The organism is Mesorhizobium sp. YR577 (genome assembly GCF_900116595.1).
GTDB lineage: Bacteria > Pseudomonadota > Alphaproteobacteria > Rhizobiales > Rhizobiaceae > Mesorhizobium_M.
The window spans coordinates 1-21,898 of sequence record NZ_FPBI01000031.1 but is presented as its reverse complement, the minus strand read 5'-3'; the positions used below and the strand labels follow the sequence as shown (position 1 = coordinate 21,898).

General features: G+C 61.9%; 22 protein-coding genes. 19 read left to right on the top strand and 3 right to left on the bottom strand.

Going from position 1 to position 21,898, the window contains the following annotated elements:
- The first annotated feature begins 76 nt into the window (after positions 1-76).
- The 8 genes from BM413_RS28650 (at position 77) to BM413_RS28615 (ending at position 7,129) form a co-directional block, all read left to right on the top strand.
- Positions 77-805: an ABC transporter ATP-binding protein gene (locus BM413_RS28650; protein ID WP_091918265.1), complete on the top strand. Its 729-nt coding sequence runs from the start codon at positions 77-79 to the stop codon at positions 803-805.
- On the top strand, positions 802-1,530 hold the full coding sequence (locus BM413_RS28645) for an ABC transporter ATP-binding protein (RefSeq protein ID WP_091918264.1): 729 nt from the start codon (positions 802-804) through the stop codon (positions 1,528-1,530). The genes BM413_RS28650 and BM413_RS28645 overlap by 4 nt, the downstream gene beginning before the upstream one ends.
- Positions 1,517-2,374: a branched-chain amino acid ABC transporter permease gene (locus tag BM413_RS28640; RefSeq protein ID WP_091918263.1), complete on the top strand. Its 858-nt coding sequence runs from the start codon at positions 1,517-1,519 to the stop codon at positions 2,372-2,374. Before BM413_RS28645 ends, BM413_RS28640 begins: the two co-directional genes overlap by 14 nt.
- Positions 2,375-2,378: 4 nt before the next feature.
- On the top strand, positions 2,379-3,416 hold the full coding sequence (locus BM413_RS28635; RefSeq protein ID WP_091918262.1) for a branched-chain amino acid ABC transporter permease: 1,038 nt from the start codon (positions 2,379-2,381) through the stop codon (positions 3,414-3,416).
- Positions 3,413-4,426, top strand: coding sequence for a zinc-dependent alcohol dehydrogenase (locus BM413_RS28630; RefSeq protein ID WP_091918261.1), 1,014 nt, complete (start codon positions 3,413-3,415; stop codon positions 4,424-4,426). The genes BM413_RS28635 and BM413_RS28630 overlap by 4 nt, the downstream gene beginning before the upstream one ends.
- Before the next feature lie 25 nt (positions 4,427-4,451).
- Positions 4,452-5,231 carry an alpha/beta fold hydrolase gene (locus tag BM413_RS28625; protein WP_091918260.1) on the top strand — a complete coding sequence of 260 codons (780 nt, stop codon included), beginning with the start codon at positions 4,452-4,454 and terminating at the stop codon, positions 5,229-5,231.
- Positions 5,232-5,309: 78 nt separating this feature from the next.
- On the top strand, positions 5,310-6,536 hold the full coding sequence (locus BM413_RS28620) for an acyl-CoA dehydrogenase family protein (RefSeq protein ID WP_091918259.1): 1,227 nt from the start codon (positions 5,310-5,312) through the stop codon (positions 6,534-6,536).
- Between the two features lie 53 nt (positions 6,537-6,589).
- The gene (locus BM413_RS28615) at positions 6,590-7,129 is read left to right on the top strand and encodes a flavin reductase (protein WP_244538077.1); all 540 of its coding nucleotides are present in this window, start codon (positions 6,590-6,592) and stop codon (positions 7,127-7,129) included.
- A gap of 41 nt (positions 7,130-7,170) precedes the next feature.
- On the opposite strand, the gene BM413_RS28610 is transcribed toward BM413_RS28615, so the two are convergent.
- Entirely contained in the window at positions 7,171-8,121 is a 951-nt protein-coding gene (locus BM413_RS28610; protein WP_091918257.1) for a LysR family transcriptional regulator, read from the bottom strand.
- 80 nt (positions 8,122-8,201) lie between these two features.
- Between BM413_RS28610 and BM413_RS28605 the strand changes: the two genes are divergently transcribed.
- The 9 genes from BM413_RS28605 (at position 8,202) to BM413_RS28565 (ending at position 17,555) form a co-directional block, all read left to right on the top strand.
- Positions 8,202-9,065, top strand: coding sequence for a dioxygenase family protein (locus tag BM413_RS28605; RefSeq protein ID WP_091918256.1), 864 nt, complete (start codon positions 8,202-8,204; stop codon positions 9,063-9,065).
- Entirely contained in the window at positions 9,062-10,123 is a 1,062-nt protein-coding gene (locus BM413_RS28600) for a maleylacetate reductase (RefSeq protein ID WP_091918255.1), read from the top strand. Before BM413_RS28605 ends, BM413_RS28600 begins: the two co-directional genes overlap by 4 nt.
- Positions 10,124-10,150: 27 nt before the next feature.
- Positions 10,151-11,428, top strand: coding sequence for an ABC transporter substrate-binding protein (locus BM413_RS28595; protein WP_091918254.1), 1,278 nt, complete (start codon positions 10,151-10,153; stop codon positions 11,426-11,428).
- 104 nt (positions 11,429-11,532) lie between these two features.
- Positions 11,533-12,252 carry an ABC transporter ATP-binding protein gene (locus BM413_RS28590; protein WP_091918253.1) on the top strand — a complete coding sequence of 240 codons (720 nt, stop codon included), beginning with the start codon at positions 11,533-11,535 and terminating at the stop codon, positions 12,250-12,252.
- Positions 12,252-12,962: an ABC transporter ATP-binding protein gene (locus BM413_RS28585; protein ID WP_091918252.1), complete on the top strand. Its 711-nt coding sequence runs from the start codon at positions 12,252-12,254 to the stop codon at positions 12,960-12,962. The genes BM413_RS28590 and BM413_RS28585 overlap by 1 nt, the downstream gene beginning before the upstream one ends.
- Positions 12,959-13,822 (top strand): branched-chain amino acid ABC transporter permease, encoded by an 864-nt coding sequence (locus BM413_RS28580; protein ID WP_091918251.1) that lies wholly within the window; start codon positions 12,959-12,961, stop codon positions 13,820-13,822. The genes BM413_RS28585 and BM413_RS28580 overlap by 4 nt, the downstream gene beginning before the upstream one ends.
- 1 nt (position 13,823) lies before the next feature.
- A complete protein-coding gene (locus tag BM413_RS28575; RefSeq protein ID WP_091918250.1) occupies positions 13,824-14,906 on the top strand; it encodes a branched-chain amino acid ABC transporter permease in 1,083 nt (360 codons plus the stop codon).
- Complete coding sequence (locus BM413_RS28570) at positions 14,899-16,653, top strand: FAD-dependent oxidoreductase (RefSeq protein ID WP_091918249.1); 1,755 nt, start codon at positions 14,899-14,901, stop codon at positions 16,651-16,653. Before BM413_RS28575 ends, BM413_RS28570 begins: the two co-directional genes overlap by 8 nt.
- Positions 16,654-16,661: 8 nt before the next feature.
- Complete coding sequence (locus tag BM413_RS28565) at positions 16,662-17,555, top strand: intradiol ring-cleavage dioxygenase (RefSeq protein ID WP_091918248.1); 894 nt, start codon at positions 16,662-16,664, stop codon at positions 17,553-17,555.
- A 7-nt stretch (positions 17,556-17,562) separates the two neighbouring features.
- On the opposite strand, the gene BM413_RS28560 is transcribed toward BM413_RS28565, so the two are convergent.
- Positions 17,563-18,552, bottom strand: a complete 990-nt coding sequence (locus BM413_RS28560; RefSeq protein WP_091918247.1) for a LysR family transcriptional regulator — start codon at positions 18,550-18,552, stop codon at positions 17,563-17,565.
- 180 nt (positions 18,553-18,732) lie between these two features.
- Here BM413_RS28560 and BM413_RS28555 point away from each other — a divergent pair, with 180 nt between their 5' ends.
- Both BM413_RS28555 and BM413_RS28550 read left to right on the top strand, forming a co-directional pair.
- Positions 18,733-19,692, top strand: a complete 960-nt coding sequence (locus BM413_RS28555) for a VOC family protein (protein ID WP_091918246.1) — start codon at positions 18,733-18,735, stop codon at positions 19,690-19,692.
- A 9-nt stretch (positions 19,693-19,701) separates the two neighbouring features.
- Positions 19,702-20,349 carry an alpha/beta hydrolase gene (locus BM413_RS28550; protein ID WP_091918245.1) on the top strand — a complete coding sequence of 216 codons (648 nt, stop codon included), beginning with the start codon at positions 19,702-19,704 and terminating at the stop codon, positions 20,347-20,349.
- Positions 20,350-20,393: 44 nt separating this feature from the next.
- On the opposite strand, the gene BM413_RS28545 is transcribed toward BM413_RS28550, so the two are convergent.
- The gene (locus BM413_RS28545) at positions 20,394-21,647 is read right to left on the bottom strand and encodes an ATP-binding protein (protein ID WP_091918244.1); all 1,254 of its coding nucleotides are present in this window, start codon (positions 21,645-21,647) and stop codon (positions 20,394-20,396) included.
- Positions 21,648-21,898: the final 251 nt, after the last annotated feature.

Here is a 21,898-nt window from a genome sequence, read left to right as displayed (position 1 = left end):
TGCCTTGGCCTGTTGAAGAGGCCAAGGCCGGATAGCGAAAGCCACGCCACCGGTCACAGACCGGGAACGGAGGAGCATGGCAAACGGCATAATACTTGAGGCACGAGGACTGAGCAAAGCCTTTGGCGCGCTGCGTGTCCTGCATGATGTCAGTTTCGAGGTTCGAACCGGTGAGGTCCTCGGTATCCTCGGGCCGAACGGCGCGGGCAAGACGACTCTTTTCAATCTGGTCAGTGGTGATCTGCGTGTAGACAGCGGCGAACTGGCCTTCGCAGGGCAGCCGCTTGTCGGCCAGCCGCCATACCGACGATGCCGCATCGGCATCGGCCGCACCTACCAGATTCCGCGTCCCTATGTTGGGATGACCACTTTCGAGAACCTTCTTGTCGCCGCATCGTTCGGCGGCGGGCGCTCGGAAGCCGAGTGCTATGCCTGGTGCGCGCAGATCCTTCGGGACTGCGAGCTCTCGGATAAGGCGAACCGCTCCGCCGGCACGCTCACACTTCTCGACCGCAAGCGCCTCGAATTGGCGCGGGCTCTGGCTTCCGGTCCGAAGCTCCTGCTTCTGGACGAAATCGCCGGCGGATTGACGGATGAAGAGGGCAGGGAACTCGTGTCCCTGATCCGCCGCATCCGCGATCGCGGCATCACCATCGTGTGGATCGAGCATGTTCTGCACGCGCTTCTTGCCGTGGCCGACCGGATGATGGTTCTGAACTTCGGCGAGAAGATCGCCGAAGGCGTGCCGGAGGACGTCATCACGGACCCCGAGGTCAGGCGTGTTTACATGGGGGTTGAAGGATGAGCAGCACACTTCTTTCAACCCAAGGGCTGGTGGCACGTTACGGCGATTTCCAGGCGCTCTACGGCATAGACTTCGAGATCTCCGAGGGCGAAGTCGTCGCGCTGATCGGCGCCAACGGTGCCGGCAAGTCGACATTGCTGAAATCGATTATGGGACTGCTGCGCGTGGCGCCTGAAATGGTGCGCCTTGATGGTCGTCCCGTCGGCGGGAGCAAGCCCAATCGGATGGTGTCCGACGGCGTCGCCATCGTGCCGGAAGGCCGCCGCCTTTTCACGGGCATGTCGGTCGTTGATAATCTGAGGGTCGCTATCGATCATGCGGCGGTGCCACGAGGAACGGCCTGGACGCTCGATCGGGTTTTCGAGCTGTTTCCGATCCTGCGCGAAAAACAGGCAGTGCCGGTGCAATCGCTCTCCGGCGGTCAGCAGCAGATGGTTGCAATAGGCCGGGCTTTGCTCAATCAGCCGCGGTTGCTCTTGTGTGACGAGATCAGCCTGGGCCTTGCGCCAAAAGTCGTGAAGGAAATCTACCGGGCAATACCGTCGATCTCGGCCAATGGCACGGCCATCATCCTTGTGGAGCAGGACGTCGGGTTGGCGCGCTCTGCATCCAACCGCCTGTATTGCATGCTGGAAGGTCGGGTCAGCCTGACGGGCCGCTCACAGGACATATCGCGCGAGGTGATCGGCGCGGCCTATTTCGGAGGCGCCCATGCAGTGGCTTGACGGTCTCGTGCAGGGGGTCCTGCTAGGCGGTCTCTATGCGCAGTATGCTTTGGGCATGGCGTTGATGTTCGGTGTCATGCGCATCGTGAACATTACCCATGGCGACCTGATGATCCTACTTGCGCTGACGGGTATCAGCCTGGCGGCCACCTTCGCGCTCGGCCCCTGGACGGTTCTGGTGGTGCTGGTGGCGCTCGGGGCGATCCTCGGCCTTCTGCTGCAACGCCTGATCCTGAATCGGGTGGTGGGTGCGGATCCGCTTCCTTCGCTGATTGCAACATTCGGCCTGTCCGTCGCCCTGCAGAACGCCATGCTGCAGGTCTGGTCCGCGGACACCCGTTCGCTCGGGGGCGGCGATATCGCACAAGCCTCATTCCAGCTCGGCACGTTTTATGTCGGGGTGCTTCCGGTCATCGTCCTGGCGACCGCGACCTTGCTTACCGGCGGGCTGGACGCAACCCTGCGCTACACGCGGTTCGGTCGATCGCTTCGGGCTGCCTCGGCGGATGTCGAGGCTGCCGCAATGACCGGCGTCAATCCCAAAGGGGTGTATGCCGGCGCTACGGCCGTTGCCGTGGCGATCCTTGGTTTTGCTGCCATCTTCCAGTCGATGCGGGCCACCGTGGCACCGGCCGACGGCCCGTTCCAGCTGATCTATGCGTTCGAGGCGGTCATCATCGGCGGCATGGGCTCGATCTGGGGTGCTTTTCTCGGCGCCATGGTGCTCGGCATCAGCCAGTCCATCGGCTTCCGTATCGATCCGGGTTTCGGAATTCTTGCTGGCCATCTCGTCTTCCTTCTCATCCTTGCCCTGCGACCGCAGGGTCTTCTCGGAAAGGACTGAAGCCGTGACAGACGCGCTCGCCGCAGCTTCGACGACTACGTTCGATCGTCCCCGGGTTCGGGTTCAGCGCCGGACGACATCCAGTATCGTCGCCTTGATCTTGAGCGTGGTGGTATTGGTCGCCGTCGCCTCCATGCCGCTGTGGGCCAGCCAGGGTCTGATCCGCGACATCGTACGACTGTGCTGCTACATCGCCATCGCCCAGATGTGGAACATGCTTGCAGGCTATGCGGGCATCGTCTCGGTCGGACAGCAAGCTTTCGTCGGTGTCGCCGCCTACATGATGTTCATCATTGCGCAACTCTGGGGCGTCGACCCGTTCGTAGCAGTGGTTCTGGCGATGATAGCGCCAGCCCTGCTGGCGATCCCGACCTACGGGCTCCTGCATCGGCTGGACGGTCCCTATTTCGCAATCGGCACCTGGGTGGTTGCGGAGGTGATGCGGCTCGCGACGTCGAACTTCGGTTATGTGAATGCCGGCGCCGGCATGAGCCTTCGTGTCATGACCGGCTACTCCGCCACGGAACGCGCTGTCGGCATCTCTCTCCTAGCGGCGCTGATGCTGCTCGTCACCGTCGGCGGCAGTTACTGGCTGCTACGTTCGCGCTACGGCCTTGCCCTGATTGCCATGCGCGACAATCCGGTCGCGGCCGCAAGCCAGGGCGTCAATGTCGGCCGCCTGCGCTTCCTGATCTGGGTGGCGGCCGCCGTCGGCACGGGGCTTGCCGGGGCGATCTACTTCATGGCGCAGCTGCGCATCACGCCGCCGTCCGCCTACGATCCCAACTGGGCCAACATCGCAATCTTCATCGTCATGGTCGGCGGACTGGGCTCGCTCGAGGGTGTGATCATCGGCGCCCTCATCTACTTCTTCGCCGACCGCTGGTTCGGCCAGTATGGCGCAACCTACCTCGTCGTGCTCGGCCTTCTCACCTTGTTCATGGCGCTGTTCGCCAGGAGCGGTATCTGGGGTCTCATTTGCAAGGTCGTCGATGCGCCCTGGTTTCCGACACGACGTACATTGGTGGAGGAACGGCAATGAAAGCTGCGGTGTTCGATGGCATCGGCCTGCCGCTGCGCATCAATGACGTGAGCCGGCCCGAACCGGCTGCGGACGAGGTGCTGTTGCGTGTCGCAGCCTGCGGCATCTGCGGCTCCGACCTGCACATGACGGAGGATCCTTCGACCTTCGGCCTCAACAAGTCCGACGTCCTCGGTCATGAATTCGCAGGTGAGATCGTCGGCTGCGGCAGCGCAGTGACCGATTTCCAGCCCGGAGACCGCGTGGCCGTCGCGCCGATGCGCGGCTGCGGCCATTGCGACAGTTGCCGCCGGGGTGAACCCGCCTGGTGTCCTGAAATGCGTCTGATTGGCGGCGGCTACGCTGAGTTCACCGCCGTTGCGGCGCGGCAGTGCCGGCATCTGCAGGACAATCTGCCGATGGAAGAGGGTGCTCTTGCCGAACCTCTGGCGGTCGGCCTGCATGCCGTCATGCGCTCGGGCGTCAAGCCGGGCGACCGTGTGCTGATCCTCGGTGCGGGACCAATCGGCCTTCTCGTCGCCTTCTGGGCGCGTCGGTTCGGCGCCCGCGACGTGGTCGTTGCCGACATCAACCGACACCAGCAGGACCGAGCGGCTGCGATAGGCGCGACCGGTTTCGCGCTGTCGGGGCCGCATCTCGCAAAAGACTTTAGCGAGCTTGCCGGAGGAGAGCCGGACATCGTCTTCGAATGCGTCGGCAAACGTGGCCTTATCGACCTGGCCTGCCGCCTCGTTCGCCATCGCGGCACGGTAGTCGCAGTGGGGCTCTGCGTCGGCGGCGATGAGTGGGATCCCTTTGCAGCACTGTCCAAGGAAATCCAGATCGTCTTCGCCGTCTTCTTCTCGATGGCCGAGTTCGAAACCGCGCTTCGCGCACTCGGGCCGGGCGACTACCAGCCGCAGGCACTGGTGACCGGGAAGATCGGCTTTATCGACATTCCCGGAACCTTCGAGGGCCTGCGATGCCGGACAACGCAATGCAAGGTTCTGATTACGCCCGCGCTCGGGTGAACTGACGATTGGTGGAGGAGTAAAAATGGAATTCGAGACCCTGACTTTGGACATCGACGGCTTGCGCACTGTCGTCAAGGCGATCGGCACTGGCCCTGCCGTACTTGCGCTGCACGGCGCTGCCACCCTCGAGGGCTACGCCTGGGCGCGGGGCCTTGCGGATCGCTTCCGCGTCTATCTGCCTTTTCATCCAGGTTTCGGCGAGAGTGACGAGGCGTCCCATTTCGTGGGCATGCAGGACATGATTGCTCACAATTTGCGCCTCGTTTCCGCGCTCGGTCTCGACCGCCCGCATCTCGTCGGCCATTCGATGGGTGGCTGGATGGCCGCCGAGATGGCCGTCGTTGCCGGTGAGCGGTTTTCGCGGCTGGTGCTGAATGCGCCTGCCGGTCTCAACCATCCCGACCATCCTGGTGCCGATCTCGCCAGTATCGGCCCGGAAGCGCTTCCAGCCTACCTCGCCCACAATGTCGATGTCGCGCTGCGCTATTTCCCGGGCGGTGCCGAATGTCCGCCCCTGGATGAATTCCTGGCCGCCCGGGAAAAGGAAGGCCAGGCGTTGGGACGCATTCTCGGTGTCCACGGCATGGGGCATCCCAATCTTGGGCGCTGGCTGAGCCGGATACCCAACGAGACGCTTGTCGTCTGGGGTGAGAAGGACCGCATGCTGCCGGCCCTGCAAGCCGCAATCTGGGCTGAACGCATACCCAATGCCCGATTGTTGATCATTCCAGACGCCGGCCATTTCGCAATGCAGGAGAAGCCGGAGACCGTAAGCGCGCTTGGCGATTTTCTCGCGGGCTGAGCCTCGCGAACGCCTCACTGCGGGGTTGGCAGATCAATGCCGCACCTCGCGCAACCTATAGACGAAGGAGGAATTGAGATGAACGCACCGCTGAAACACGCATCCGGTTATTGGGGAACAAAGACCGATTTCAACGCTCTTATGGAGCAGGTTCGCAAGATCGGACCGGTCCTTGAGGAACATGCGGTTGAGACCGAAGCGCTTGGGCGTCTCGACGAGACGACGTTCAAAGCCCTCGCCCCGCTCAGGATGTCGCACATCTTCGCGAGCGAGGAACAGGGCGGAGCCCAGTTCTCGCCGACACAAGGGTTGAAGCTTATCGAGGCGATCACCTACCACAGCGGCGCGGCCGGTTGGGTGTCGATGGTGCATGCCTGCATCGGCGCCATGTCGGCGGCCTTCCTGCCCGATAGCGCCATCGCGCGCCTGTTCGTCCCAGGCGAGGACAATCGCTTTTCAGGGCAGGGCACGCCCACCGGCATGCTGAAGAAGGTCGATGGCGGCTACCGCTTGAACGGCAAGTGGTCCTATGCGAGCGGCATTTACCACGCGACCTATACTCACACCGCAGCGCTTCTCGATGATGGCAACGGCCAGCCCGCCAAGGATGAGAACGGCAACGTGGTCGTGCTTTGCGCCCACGCCCCCGTCGGAGATCACGACCTTCTCGGCAACTGGGAGGTGCTCGGCCTACAGGGCACCGGCAGCATCGACTATGCTGCCAAGGACGTCTTCATCGCCGATGACATGGTATTCCCGATCCTGACCGCAGAGCCGCAGCGCCAGAAGGAATTCTTCAGCCTCGGCGTCGTCGGCCTTGCCGCCATCGGCCATTCGGGTTGGGCGATCGGCGCGTCGCGCCGCCTGCTGGACGAAGTGGCCAAGTTCGCATTGACCAAGACGGGCCGCGCCGGCTTGCTTGGTGAAAGCGAAAAATTCTGGTTCGACTATGGGCGGACCGAGGCCCGTGTTCGCGCCGCCCGCGCCTTCCTGTTCGAAATCTGGCGCGAAGTGGAAGCGTCAATCGAGGAAGGCAAACATGTCTCCACCCGGCAGATCAGCCTGATCCACCTCGCGAAATCGGAAGTGCATGAGGCCGGCGTCGACGCCTGCCAGTTCGTCTATCGCGCCGCCGGCGGCGCATCGCTTCGCAAGGGCGTGATGCAGCGCATCTACCGCGAGATGATGACGGCCGCCAACCACTTCACGATCAACAACAACATCGTGTCGGCGGCTGGCCGCGAGATCGGCGGGTTGTGGAGCGATCGCGCCTGGCAGTTCTACGATCTGGTCGAAAAGAGATGAGCGCACGTCCGGATCAACAGGTTCGGCCGGCGCCTCCGGTTGGAGAGGCGGGGGTGGCGGAGGCGTTCCTGACGGCCTTCCGTCATCATCCATCCGGGGTTGCAATCATCACGGCCGACCCGGGTGACGGGCCGGTCGCGCTCACGCTGAGCTCGCTGATCTCAATCAGCGTCTCGCCGCCGACCGTCGCTTTCTCGCTGTCGGACAATTCGTCAAGCGCGGCGGCGGCGAAACGGGCCGAAACCATCGTGGTGCATTTCGCGCGGCAGGACGACATGCAGCTTGCGCAACTATGTGCGACGAGCGGCAAGGACCGTTTCGGCGATGGTGTGCGGTGGGAGCGGCTCGCGACCGGAGAGCCGTACTACCCGCAGGTCGACCTGTGGTTTCGAGCGGCTGTTCGCGAGCGCTTTGCTGTTCCGGGCGCCTGCATCGTCACTGCCGAGCTGCTGGAGGTCTCGTCGTTCGCACACGAGATGCAACTTGCGGAAACGCTCGTCTATGCCAACCGGAGATGGCACGGCCTACACCCGCTCACGGGCGCAAGTCGCGTGCCGATCCTGCTTTGGCCCGACGATTCGGCCACCTTCTGAAGCGCAGGCTTGCGCGGCCCCGCTTCGGAGTGCGTCAGGCATCACAGACCCCAGACGACCGCGTTCTCGTGGCGTTTGATCAGGTGCTTCAGGTTCTCGAAGCTTTTCTGGATGTGGTTCGAGAAGGCCTCGACCGCCGGCGCGCCCAGGTCCTCGGCACGGTGAAGGATGCCGAGCGCCCGCTCGGGATGCGGAATGTTGATCGGCAGCGCTGTTATCGCCTTATCATTGCGGTAGGCGAAGACCACACTGTGCGGCAGGATCGTCAATGCGTCGCTTGCCTTCATGTAGTTGATCGCAGCGGTCAGGGAGCCGCCATAATAGCGGATCTTCGCCTCCGTTGCACCGAGGAACAGCACGAGGTTGCGCAAGTCGGCCATCAGCGGACTGCCTGGCGGCGGGGAAATCCACGGGTAGTCGAGAAGTTCCTTGGGATCGAGCTTTCGCCGCATCAATAGCGGGTGTGTCACACGGCAGGCGACGACGTTGCGACCCGGAAGAACTTCCTGGAAACGCAGGCCGGAGCCTTCCTCCAGAATGTCGATGGGGCAGACGGCAAGATCGATCCGGTCGGCGTTGATCGCAGCACGCAGGTCGGGAAGGTAACCGTAACTCTGTTCGACCCGGACATCGGGATAGGCATGTTGGAACTCGGCGATCATGCCGGCGACGAGGGCGTCGGTGAAGAAGGGACTGCCGCCGATCCGAACCACGCCCGTGCGCCCATGGCGGAAGCCGTCGACCAGCGCGGAGGCCTTGCGCGAGGCAGTTAGCATCGCCTGGCCGTGGTCGGCAAGCGCGCGACCCAGCGGCGTTGGCTGCAGCGGCCGCCGTCCCTTGACGAACAGAGGCTCGCCTACCCGCCTCTCCAGCTGCGCGATGGTGCGCGAAACGGCTGGTTGAGTTAGCCCGAGCAGGCTTGCGCCTTCGGTGACGCCTCCTGCCTGCACGACAGCTGCAAGCTGGATGAGATGCTTTTCATCGATCTTCATAGCAATAAGGAATATTAATGATCAAAAAAATTATCAAGTGCTACGCAACTTGTTGATACCGTGCAGCCGTGGGAGGAACCATGGCAGCTCTATCGTTCAGCGAGAACAACTCCGCGGAAATCGTGGCGGAGCGCCTGGCGCGGCATTCCTCGGGAAAGCTGCCTAAGGCACTATCATCTCTTGTCGATCACCTTCATCGTTTCATCGTCGAAACACGGCCCACTTCCGCCGAATGGCGTAAAGCCATCGAGTTCCTGACAGAGGTCGGTCACGCAAGCGATCAAAAGCGCCAGGAATGGGTCCTCCTGTCGGATCTGCTCGGCATCACGGCGTTGGTGGAGGAAATCAATTCGCGTCGGCCAAAAGGCGCGACCCCGAATACGGTCCGGGGACCATTCTACCGGGCGGACGCGCCACGGCTCCCACTGGGCGCCAACATCTCCCTGGATGGGATAGGCGAGCCGCTGGAGGTGTCGGGCCATGTCATCGACCTAGATGGCAAGCCCGTCGCAGGCGCAGTGATCGAGACCTGGCAGGCGAACGCTCAAGGTTTCTACGAGAACCAGCAGCCGGATATGCAGCCGGAATTCAATCTGCGCGGCGTGTTCACAACCGGGTCCGACGGTGCTTTCCATTACCGCACGATCAAGCCCTCGGGATACGCCGTTCCGTGCGATGGCCCTGTGGGACAGATGCTCGGTGCTGTCGGCTTCCCGCTGCGTCGTCCCGCCCATTTGCACTTCATCGTCAGGGCGGACGGCTTCGAGGCAATAAGGACGCATATCTATGACGGGGCCGACCCGCATCTGAGCGAAGACGCCCTTTTCGGTGTCAAGCAGGAGCTGATCGGCGCCTTCAAGCCGGATCAGTCGCGCGGCGCCAGATGGTCGCTTGATTTCACCTTCGTGATGGTCCGGGCAAGGCAGGAGCGTCAGTCGCCATGACGATGAACTTCTCCTATCAAGGAAACGCTGCCCGCATCGTTTTCGGCTTGGGCGCCAGCGCCGATGTCGGCAGATGGCTCGCGGAGCTGGGCTGCAAGCGTGCGTTGGTTCTGTCCACGCCGCATCAGGCGGCTGACGGCGAGGCGCTGGCGAAGCGTCTCGGCGGTCCGGCAGTCGGCGTGTTCCCGGGCGCGACAATGCATACGCCGGTCGAGGTGACGGAACGCGCCATCGCGCACGCTACGGAACTCGATGCCGATTGTGTGGTTTCGCTCGGCGGAGGCTCCACCACCGGCCTCGGCAAGGCCATGGCCTACCGTACCGACATTCCGCAGATCGTCATCCCGACGACCTATGCCGGCTCGGAAGTCACTCCGATCCTCGGCCAAACCGAAGGCGGCATCAAGACAACGCTACGCAGCCCGAAGGTCTTGCCGGAGGTGGTGATCTACGACGCCGAGCTGACCGTCGGCCTGCCGGTCGCCATGAGCGTCACGAGCGGGTTAAACGCTATCGCCCATTCCGCCGAGGGGCTTTATGCCGGCGACCGCAACCCGATCACCAACATGATGGCCGCGGATGGCATTCGCGCTCTGAAGGAAGCCCTGCCTGTCATCGTCGAGAAGCCGCAGGACATGGAAGCGCGGGAGAAAGCGCTTTATGGAGCGTGGCTGTGCGGCACCGTGCTCGGGCAGGTGGCGATGTCGCTGCATCACAAGATATGCCACACGCTGGGTGGTAGTTTCGACACCCCGCACGCTGAAACACACGCGATCATGCTGCCGCACACGATCGGCTTCAACGCGGCGGCCGTGCCGGAACTGCTGCAGCCGGTTTCCGACATCTTTGGCGGCACGCCGGGGCAGGGTCTCTACGATTTCGCCAAGTCCATCGGCTCGCCGATGGCGCTCAGGGATTTCGGGCTTTCGGAAAGTGATCTCGACCGCGCCGCCGAGATCGCCACCCGTAATCCCTATGACAATCCGCGGCCGATCGACCGCGAATCCATCCGTTCTCTGCTCCAGGATGCCTGGGAAGGACGGCGCCTGCCGCTTTGAATGTTTCTTTTGGGAGGAAGAAAGCACATGATTACCAGACGCGAACTGCTGAAGAATACAGCCGCCACCGGCGCGCTTGTCGCGACGTCGGGTCTAGCCATGCCGGCCATTGCCCAGGGTGCCAAGATCAAGCTCGGCTATGTCAGCCCGCAGACCGGGCCGCTCGCGGCCTTTGCCGAGGCCGACAAGTTTATCGTTGAAGGCTTCAAGACCGCCGCCAAGTCGGCTGGGCTCGATATCGAGGTCATCGTCAAGGACAGCCAGTCGAACCCGAACCGCGCTGCCGAGGTTGCCAAGGGACTGATCGTTGACGATGAGGTCAACATCATGCTCGTTGCCTCGACACCGGAAACCACCAACCCGGTTGCGACGACCTGCGAGGCCGAGGACGTGCCCTGTATTTCGACCGCCGCCCCATGGCAACCCTGGTTCATTGGCCAGCAGGGCAATCCGGGCGACCCGTCGACTTGGAAGCCCTTCAACAGCGCTTTCCATTTCTTCTGGGGCTTGGAAGATGTGATCGCCGTCTACACCAATATGTGGGGGCAGATCGATACCAATAAAAAGGTTGGGGGCCTTTTCCCGAACGACGGGGACGGAAATGCCTGGGGCGACAAGACCGTGGGCTTCCCGCCGGTGCTGGAAAAGGGCGGCTATACGCTGGTCGACCCGGGCCGCTACCAGAACCTGACGGACGATTTCTCCGCGCAGATCAATGCCTTCAAGTCGGATGGCTCCGAAATCATCACCGGCGTCATGATCCCGCCGGACTTCACCACCTTCTGGAACCAGGCTCAGCAGCAGGGCTTCAAACCCAAGGTCGCCTCGATCGGTAAGGCCATCCTGTTCCCGCAGGCAGTGGAAGCGCTCGGCAAGACCGGTCACAACCTGTCCTGCGAAGTCTGGTGGTCGGCAAGCCATCCTTTCAAGTCGTCACTGACAGGTGAAACCGCTGGACAACTCGCGGAAGGCTTCACGAAGGCCACCGGCCGGCCATGGACCCAGCCGATCGGTTTCGTCCATGCCCTCTTCGAAGTGGCGGTAGACGTGCTGAAGCGCGCCGATCCCAGCGACAGTGCCGCGGTCATCGAGGCGATCGCTACGACCAGGCTCGACACCATCGTCGGCCGCGTCGCCTGGGATGGAGCCAATGTTCCGCCGTTTGCGGCGAAGAACATCGCCAAGACGCCGCTGGTCGGCGGCCAGTGGCGCGTGAAGGACGCCGGCGGCTACGAACTGGTCATCGTCGACAACAAGACGGCGCCGCATATACCGACCGGTGGCCAGATGGAGGCGATTGCCTAAGGCCGCTGCCGGGGACGCGACGGCGGCCGGATCGGGAAGGAAGGCGATTGCCTTCTTTCCCATGCCGCCGCCGTCGTGGCGCATGGACACGACGGGGAAACAGAATGCCCATACTCGCGCTCGACAACGTCTCGAAAAGCTTCGGCGCCCTGAAGGTCGCCGACCAGGTTTCGTTCGCGCTGGAAAAGGGCGAGGCGCTCGGCGTGATCGGACCGAACGGCGCGGGCAAATCGACGCTGTTCAACCTGATCACCGGCAACCTGCGCGTCGACGGCGGCACGGTAACCTTTGACGGCGCTGACGTGACACGCCAGCCGCCGATGGTGCGCTGCCTCGCCGGCATCGGGCGGACCTTCCAGATTCCGCAGCCCTTCGAAAAGCTCACCGTGTTCGAGAACCTGCTGGTGGCGGCAGCCTTCGGCTCCAACAGGACGGAAAAGGACGTGTCGGACCGCTGCGCCGATATTCTCGTGGAAACCGGCCTGATAGCCCGCGCCAACCAGACGGCGGGAAGCCTCGGGCTGCTGCAGCGCAAGCGGCTGGAACTCGCGCGCGCGCTCGCCACGCAGCCGAAAGTTCTGCTGCTCGACGAGATAGCCGGCGGCCTGACCGAAGGCGAATGCCAGGAACTGGTGGACACGATCAGATCTATCCACGCGGCCGGTGTCTCGATTGTCTGGGTCGAGCACATCCTGCACGCGCTGACCTCGGTGGTCGGCCGTCTGCTGGTGCTCGACTTCGGCAAGGTGATCGCCATGGGCAAGCCCGACGACATCATGGCCTCCAAGTCCGTTCGGCAAATCTACCTCGGGATCGAAGTCTGATGGCGCTTCTCGAAACAAGGGAGCTGACGGCCTTCTACCGCGACTTCCAGGCGCTGTTCGGCGTCGATATCCGGCTGGAGGAAGGCGAAACGCTGGCGATCATAGGCGCCAACGGCGCCGGCAAGACGACGCTGATGCGCTCGCTCTCCGGCCTCATCGCCAATCAGCCGGGCCATATCCTTTTCGACGGCCGCCCGATCGGCGCCATGCCGGCCCCGGATGTCGTGGCACAGGGCATCGCCATGGTGCCGGAAGGCCGCAAGCTCTTCCCCTCGCTCACCGTCGAGGAAAATCTCCAGATCGGAGCATATGGACGGTCAGGCAGCGGCGCCTGGACGCTCGGCACGGTCTACGATCTTTTCCCTGTGCTCAAGGAACGCCGCAACCGTCCGGGCACCGCATTGTCCGGCGGCCAGCAGCAGATGGTGGCGATCGGCCGGGCGCTGATGTCCAATCCGCGTGTGCTGCTCTGCGACGAGATCAGCCTCGGCCTCGCGCCGGTCGTCATCAAGGACATATACGCCGCCTTTCCACGCATCCGCGAAGCCGGAGCCTCCATTATCATTGTCGAACAGGACATCGGTCAGGCGCTCAAGGTGGCCGACCGGGTCTATTGCATGATGGAGGGGCGCATCACGCTTTCGGGTATGCCCGCCGCTATAAGCCGCGACGACATCCATGCAGCCTACTTCGGAGCACATGCGCGATGAACTGGCTCGACACCATCGTTCAAGGCGTGCTGCTGGGCGGGCTCTATGCGCTCTTCGCCGCCGGCCTCAGCCTCGTTTTCGGTATCATGCGGCTCGTCAATCTTGCCCATGGCGACCTGATCGTGCTCGCCGCTTTCCTGGTGCTGCTGCTCGTGACGACGCTCGGCCTCAACCCGTTCGTTGCCGCGGTCATCGCAATGCCGGTGATGTTTGCGCTCGGCTGGGCGCTGCAATTCTGGCTCCTGAACCGCACGCTCAGCAACGACATCCTGCCGCCGCTTCTCGTGACTTTCGGCCTCTCGATCGTCATCCAGAACGCGCTTCTCGAGGGTTTTTCTGCCGATAGCCGGCGTATTTCCGCGAGTGAGCTGGAAACGGCGTCGCTGCAGCTAGGGCCGATCAGCGTTGGCACCATGCCGCTTCTCACCTTCGTGTCGGCGGTCGCCGTCATCGTCGGCCTCAATCTGCTGTTCTACCGCACCGCGCTTGGCCGCGCCTTCCGCGCTACCTCCGACGACCGGGAGACGGCGGGACTGATGGGCATTCAGCCGCACCGCGTCTTTGCGACCGCAACTGGCCTTGCGATGGTCGTCGTCACCATCGCCGCGCTCTACCTCGGCACACGCGCGAATTTCGATCCGACCATGGGGCCGGCGCGCCTGATCTATGCCTTCGAGGCGGTAATCATCGGCGGTCTCGGTTCCTTCTGGGGAACACTGGCCGGCGGCGTCATCATCGGGGTGGCGCAGACGGTCGGCGCGTCGATCAATCCCGAGTGGCAGATTCTGGCCGGCCACGTCGCGTTCCTTCTCGTGCTTCTCATATGGCCCCGAGGCCTCTTTCCACGGGCGGTGGACTAATATGGCGGACCATGCATTTTCCTCTTGGGGGGTAGAAACGCGAACGCGCGCCTCCTCAGCCTTTGGTCTCGTGGCTCTAGCCGTGGTGATCGCCGCGGCAACTGCACCCCTATTCGTTTCGCGCAGCGTCATTCAGGATCTGTTCTTTATCCTGACCATGCTCGTGCTCGCCCAGTGCTGGAACCTGCTTGCGGGCTATGCCGGCCTCGTCTCGGTCGGGCAGCAGGCTTTCGTCGGCTTTGGCGCCTATACGATGTTCGCCGTCGTCATCCTCGCCGGGCTCGATCCGATCGTCGGCATCCTTCTCGCCGGCATTACGGCATCGGTGCTTGCTATCCCGGTCGCATTCTTCGCATTCCGCTTGCAAGGCGCCTATTTCGCCATTGGAACCTGGGTCATCGCCGAGGTGGTGCGGCTCCTGCTCGCGCAGTGGAAAGCGCTGGGCGGCGGAACAGGCACGTCGTTGCCATCGGGCGCGACGCGCGAGATGTTTGGTGTAGGTTTGGTGAGCGACTGGCTGGGTGTACGTCCCTCGCAGGCCGCCGACATCGTGTGCTACTGGCTGGCGCTTGTCCTTGCCTGCGCGACGATCGGTTTCATCTACAAGCTGTTGCGCTCGAAGCAGGGATTAGGGCTTGCGGCCGTGCGCGACAACCGGGAGGCTGCGCGCTCCGTTGGCGTCGATCCGGGCTGGATGAAATCGGTGGTCTATCTCGCCGCAGCTCTGGTGACCGGGATTGCCGGCGCGTTGATCTATGTGCAGAAAGCCCGCATCTCGCCCGAGGCCGCGTTCTCTCTGACCGACTGGACAGCCTATGTGATCTTCATCGTGGTCATCGGCGGCATCGGCACCATCGAGGGGCCGATCGTCGGGGTGATCGTTTTCTTCATCCTGCAGAACCTGCTTGCCGATTACGGCTCATGGTACCTGCTTGTTCTTGGCCTCATCGGTATCATTGTGATGCTGTTTGCCCCGCGCGGGCTGTGGGGCCTGTTCGCCGACCGAACCGGAATTCAACTCTTTCCCGTCCGTCGCATCCTGACGGGCGCATCCTCGACTACCAAGGGAGTGCCGCATGGCTGACATTGAAACTGACGTTCTGATCATTGGGACCGGCCCGGCCGGCTCGGCCTGCGCCGCGCTGCTCGCCACCTACGGCATCGACAATATGGTGATCAACCGCTACCGCTGGCTCGCCAATACGCCGCGCGCACACATTACCAACCAGCGCACGATGGAAGTGTTGCGCGACCTTGGCCGCGACGTCGAGGACGAAGCCTATATGTTCGCCACGCATCAGGACCTGATGGGCGAGAATGTGTTCTGCACCTCGCTTGCAGGCGAGGAGATCGGGCGCATGAAGAGCTGGGGCAGGCATCCCCTCAGCCGTGCCGAGCACCAACTTTCCTCGCCGTCGCATATGAACGATCTGCCGCAAACGCTCATGGAGCCGCTGCTCTACAAAACCGCCTGTTCGCGCGGGACGCAGTCGCGCATGTCGACGGAATATATCTCGCATGTGCAGGATGCGAAGAGCGTCACGACCACGTGCCGCGACCGCCTGACGGGTAAGGAATTGACCGTACGCTCGAAGTATCTCGTGGGCGCCGACGGTGGAAACTCCAAGGTTGCGGAAGACGCCGGTCTCACCTTCGAAGGCAAGATGGGCGTCGGGGGATCGATGAACATCCTCTTCAAGGCGGACCTGACACGCTATGTCGCGCACCGGCCCTCGGTGCTCTACTGGGTGGTGCAGCCGGGCGCAGACGTTGGCGGCATTGGCATGGGGCTTGTGCGCATGGTGCGGCCATGGAACGAATGGCTGATCGTCTGGGGCTACGACATCAACCAGCCTGCGCCCGAGGTGGATACGGCCTTCGCCACCAAGGTGGTGCGCGACCTAGTGGGCGAGCCGGACCTGCCGGTCGAGATCCAGTCCGTCTCAACATGGACGGTCAACAACATGTACGCCACGACCATGCAGAATGGCCGTGTGTTCTGTATGGGCGACGCCACCCATCGCCATCCGCCGTCCAACGGACTTGGCTCCAACACCTCGATCCAGGACGCCTTCAACCTCGCCTGGAAGCTCGCCTATGTGCTCGAGGGAAAAGCGGGCGAGGCACTGCTCGACAGCTATCAGGTCGAGCGTGCTCCCATCGCCAAGCAGATCGTCACCCGCGCCAACAAATCGATCGAGGAGTTCGGCCCAATCTTCAAGGCGCTCGGACTTCTCGATTCCATCGATCCGGTGAAGATGCAGCAGAACATGGATGCGCGCTGCGACAACACATCGGCCGCCGAGGCCCAGCGGCAGGAGATCCGCGCCACCATTGCTGCCAAGGTCTACGAATTCGATGCCCACGGCGTGGAGATGAACCAGCGCTACACCTCCAACGCGATCCTAAGCGATGGCCAGGCGGAGCCTCCTTTCGAGAAGGATGCGGAACTACACTATCATCCGACAACGTGGCCCGGCGCACGCTTGCCGCATGCCTGGGTCTTCGGTGCCGACGGCACCAGGGTTTCGACGCTCGACCTGTGCGGCAAAGGCCGCTTCACCGTGCTGACCGGCATTGGCGGCAGCGGCTGGATCGAGGCTGCAAAGGTCCTGTCGGCGGAACTGGGCATCGACATTCGGGCCCACGTCATCGGCCCACGTCAGGAATGGCAGGACCTGACAGGCGACTGGGCCGGGCAGCGTGAGATCCGCGACAGCGGCCTCGTGCTCGTCCGCCCTGATCAGCATGTCTGCTGGCGCCGGGAGACGCTGGCGGCCGATCCCACCGCGGAACTGCGCCGCGCATTGCAATCCGTTCTGGTCCTGTGAGGTCCGCCATGGAAGCGCATGAAAGAGGTTTCTTCACCGAGGAGAACTCGGTCGAGGTCGTCACGGACCGCAACCGCAACGCCAAGGATGAACGGCTGAAGCAGGTGATGGAAGTGATCACCCGGAAACTGCACGAAGCCGTCAAGGAAATAGAGCCGACCCAGGACGAGTGGTTCCAGGCGATCATGTTCCTGACCAGAACCGGACAGCTTTGCAATGAGTGGCGGCAGGAATTCATCCTGCTCTCCGACGTGCTCGGGGTTTCCATGCTGGTCGACGCCATCAACAACCGCAAGCCCTCTGGCGCTTCGGAATCGACGGTGCTCGGACCGTTCCACGTCGCTGATGCGCCGGAACTGCCCATGGGGTCGAACATCTGCCTCGACCAGAAGGGTGAGGACATGGTCATCCACGGCCGTATCCTGGACATAGAAGGCAGGCCGGTCGCCAATGCTGTTCTCGATGTCTGGCAGGCAAATGACGAGGGCTTTTACGACGTGCAGCAGAAAGGCATTCAGCCCGATTTCAACTTGCGCGGCGTGTTCCGCACCGGCCCTGACGGGGGCTACTGGTTCCGTGCCGTGAAGCCGAAATACTACCCGATCCCTGACGACGGCACGGTAGGTAAAATGCTGACCGCGCTCGGCCGCCATCCCTATCGGCCTGCTCATCTTCACTTCATCCTCAAGGCCGACGGCTTCGAGACGCTGACAACGCACATTTTCGATCCCGACGATCCCTATATCAATTCGGACGCGGTGTTCGGTGTGAAAGAAAGCCTGCTGGCAGAGTTCGACAAGGTCGACGATGCCAAGCGCTCGGCCGAACTGGAATTCGCCGGACCATTCTGGGAGGTCGAATACGACTTCGTGCTTGCTCGCACCAAGGGTGCCCGTGGCTGAGGGCACCCTATTCGTTAGGCTTACGGTTCCGTTCCGCCATGAAAGGACCGGGAGCCCAGCTGATCGAACGATCGTACTTCTCCGTGACCCGGCGGAGTTCGGCGGACTCACGGCGGAGATGGCCAATGAACTTGCGGCTCGCCGGGTTCGAATAGGGCTTCTTCCGCGTCAGGATGCCCAGCACGCGTTCCGGTTGGGGAATATCCAGCGGGATGATGCTGATCTTGTCCTCGCGGCGGAAGGAATAGGCGACCGATAGCGGCAGGATGGTGAGCGCATCGGTTCCCGCCAGATAGTTCACCACGCTCAACAGCGACCCACCTGCATAGCGCACCGACACTTCCTCCAGGCCGAGCGTCAGCAGGATGTTGTGCAGGTCGAGAACCAGGGGAGAGCCTGGCAACGGTGCGACCCAAGGGTAGTTGACCATATCCTCCGTCGCCAGATTGCGCTTGCGTACCAGAGGATGACCTGCACCACAGGCCAAGACGTTCCGTGCCGGAAGGATGGGTTCGAATTGATGGTCGACCCTCATATCCACCGATCCGGTCGGTGTTATAGCCAAATCGATCTGGCCAGAATCGAGAGCCCCCACCAGATCTGTATAGTTGCCGTAGGACTGGTCGATCATGATGCCTGGCTCGTCACGCTGGAAGGATGCGATCATGAGCGAGACGATCGCATCCATGAAGAAGGGCACGCCACCTATTCTTACGCGGCCTGCGGAGCCGGATTTGAAGCTGCGGACGATTTCTGCTGCCTTGCGCGAAGAGGCGAGGATCGATTTGCCCTGCAGGCCGAGTTGCTCGCCGAGCGGTGTGGGCTGCATCGGACGGCGACCCGATACGAACAGCGGCTCGCCGATGCGCTTCTCAAGAACAGAGATCGTGCGCGATACTGCCGACTGCGTCATGCCAAGCATCGCTGCAGCCTCGGTCACGCCCCCGGTTTCTATAATGGCGGCAAGCTGGACGAGATGGTGCTCAACGATTTTCATAGCAATTTGCTATACCCTTGATGAATATTCTCATCAACAGCAGAGCGGGATGAGTTAAATTATTGCATCATGAGGCGTTGTAGCGTCCGGGCTTCCGGCAGCAAGCACCCGACAGAGGGATAAGCGGGAGAGGAGCCCGCCAGCTCTCGGAATGAAAGGCCATTTTTAAGGAGGAGTAAGATGGCATTTGTCAGTGGGTATCATCACCTGACGCTTTGCACCGACGGCGTGCAGGAAGACTACGATTTTTACACGAAGGCGTTGGGGCTCTATTCGGTCAAGCGCACCGTGCTGTTCGATGGAACGATCCCCGTCTATCATCTCTATTACGGCTCGAGGCAAGGCGACGCCTCCACCATCATCACCACCTTCCCGTTTCGTAAACCCGCAGTCTATGGCAGGCGCGGCACCAACCAGTCGAAGATCATTCAGCAGGCAATCCCGGTCGGAGTCGCAGACTACTGGGTCGACCGGCTGAACAAGTACGGTATCAACGCCACCAAGATCAGCCGCTTTGGCGTCGGCCGCGTAGCGTTCGAGCATCCCTGCGGCATTCCGCATGAGCTGGTCGAGAACCCGGCCGACAATCGCCCCTCGATCGTGAACGAGGCACAGGGCGTCACGGCCGAACACGGCATCAAGGGCATCTATGGCGTGGCGATCGCCGTCTTCGACCGCACCTCCATGGACGATTTCCTGACAGTCGGCATCGACATGAAGAAGGAAGCGGACAGTGACGAGGGGCTAATGTTCTCCGTGCCTAACGCCGGCGGACCGAGCAGCGTGGTGGAGGTGTTGCACGAGGCAGCAGATGGCCGGCAGGGCACCTGGACGCTTGCCGGCGGCACAATCCATCATCTCGCGCTCAACACGGGTAACGAGGAAAACCAGCTCCGCCTGAAGGCGCATCTGGAAGGTCTCGGTTTTACCGACGTTTCGGACCAAAAAGACCGCAACTACTTCAAGTCCTGCTATGTGCGCTCCCCGGGCGGGGCGCTTTTCGAGATAGCATGGTCGGTGGAAGGCGGTTGGGCACTGGACGAACCGGTCGACAAGATCGGCTCGACGCTGGTTTTCCCACCCTGGTTCGAAGACCGCAGGGCCGAGCTGATGGCCGGCCTAGAGCCCGCAAGGTTCTAAGCCGGTTCCATGCCGTCCCATGAAACACCTCTGTTTCTCGGTGCACCGCCCGAGGAAGCGCAAGCCCTCTGCATCTTCATTCACGGGCGGACCCAGACGCCCGAGGATATGGGAGAGCAGGTGATCGGCAGGCTGAGCGCGCCTGACGTGGCGTTCGTGCTTCCGCGTGCCGCAGGCAACAGCTGGTATGCGGCACGCGCGACGGAGCCGCTGACGAATGCCACGCGGCAGGAGCTTGCCCTATCGCTAGAACATATCAGAAGGATCGTCGCCGACCTCGGACGCGCAGGCGAACACCCCAAGCCACTCCTTATCGGCGGCTTCAGTCAGGGCGCCTGCCTGTCGCTCGAATACGCCATGCGTCACGGGCCGTGGCATGGGGCCATGGTCAATCTGACCGGTTGCCGGGTTGGCACGCCATCCTGTGAAAAACCTTTCGCCGATCTCGACTGCATGCCGGTTTACCTGACTGGCTCGGACAAGGACGCCTGGATCCCGGTCGACGCTTTTGCGGGAGCCGCCGAAGATCTGGCCCGCGCCCGCGCGCGCTTACGGTGCGATATTCTTCCAGATCGGGCGCATGAGGTTTCCGATGTGGAAATCGCTGCTTTCGACGCACTCTTGAGGGAAATCGTCGCCCCGGTTTACCATGGGTGACCTTGGGCAAGTCGCATAGGATGCAGGTTGGAACGCTATCTGGCTCACATGGTCCATAGAAGTGACAACGGCGCTGCTTGCAATTTCTCTCCCACAGGTGTCAAACGGTCGTGATCATGCAGGACCAGTCCACGCACAAAGCGCTCACCGACGGCCTCCTGCAACTGGCGCAACCCACGAAAATCCTTGGCTTTGACCGTGGCTGACGCCTTCACCTCAATACCAATGATGCGGCCACGCCGGTCCTCGATCACGACATCGACCTCATCTTGATCCTTGGTCCTGTAGTGGGAGAACGAAAAACGTCGATCTGACCAGGATGCGAGTTTCAACAACTCAGAGACCACGAAGCTCTCAAGCAATGCTCCAAATCGTGTTCCGTTCTTGCGAAGGCCGTCAGCTTCGTCGGCTCGTAAGCTGGCGAGCAATCCCGTATCGAGAAAGTGCAGCTTCGGCGTCTTAATCAGTCGGCTCAGGCGGTTGTTGGACCATGGCGCAAGCGTGCTGACCAGAAATAGCCGTTCGAGAATGGCAACATATTTCTGAGCGGTGACGCTCGATAAACCCAGCGCCCCACCGAAGCTGCTATTATTGACCAATTGGCCGGCATGTTCTGCGAGAACGCCCAATAATCGCGGTAACCGATCGAGCTGATCGATGTTCGCAATATCACGGACGTCGCGATCGAGGATCAACGCCACATAATCTTCCAGCCAAGCTATCCGTCGGGCAGGGGTGGCCCTTCGTAAAACTTCCGGATATCCACCACGCAAGACGATTTGTACAAGGTCTTCGCCCACCACGGTATCCTCGCTGACGACAGGCTCTTCCCCTGCAAACAACCGATCCAGGAATCGACCCGGAGTGGACCGGATTTCGGATTGGGCGAACGGCAAAAGAGAAACGACAGCCATACGACCGGCAAGAGAGTCAGCGATCGCTGGCACCGTCGTCAGATTGGCCGAACCTGTCAGCAGAAATCGGCCGGGGGCATCGTCGCGGTCGACACTTTCCTTGATCGCGAGCATCAACTCGGGGGCACGCTGTACTTCATCGATTACGGCCCGATCGATGCCTCGGATAAAACCAATCGGGTCGGTCTTTGCCGCGCTAAGTGCGCCGGCATCGTCGAGGGTGATATAAGGACGGTCTGGACCTGCGAACTGTCTTGCGAGAGTTGTTTTGCCGGCCTGCCTCGGGCCTGCTATTAGCACGACCCGCGTGTCGGCAAGTGCGGTCTCGATGATCGGTCGCGCCTTGCGATCAATCAACGATCTGAAGTGAGGCGTGTCGATCATTCGACTATCTTTAAGCGATATTTCGTCCAAATTAAAGAGGTGTCGCGTCCATTTTTAACTGTTAGCCCGACTGGCGGCACGTTGGAGCCATATCATGTCTTGCTGAGGCCACCACCATCTTTCGCGTCCCAAGTTGAATACGCTGAATGGCGTACGGCGAGGTACTATGTCTGAGTTTTACGTGGAATTTCGGTTTTCGAAGCGGCCGCGCGTGCGGAGAGTTTTCATGCTGCAGCAGATGAACTGAACCT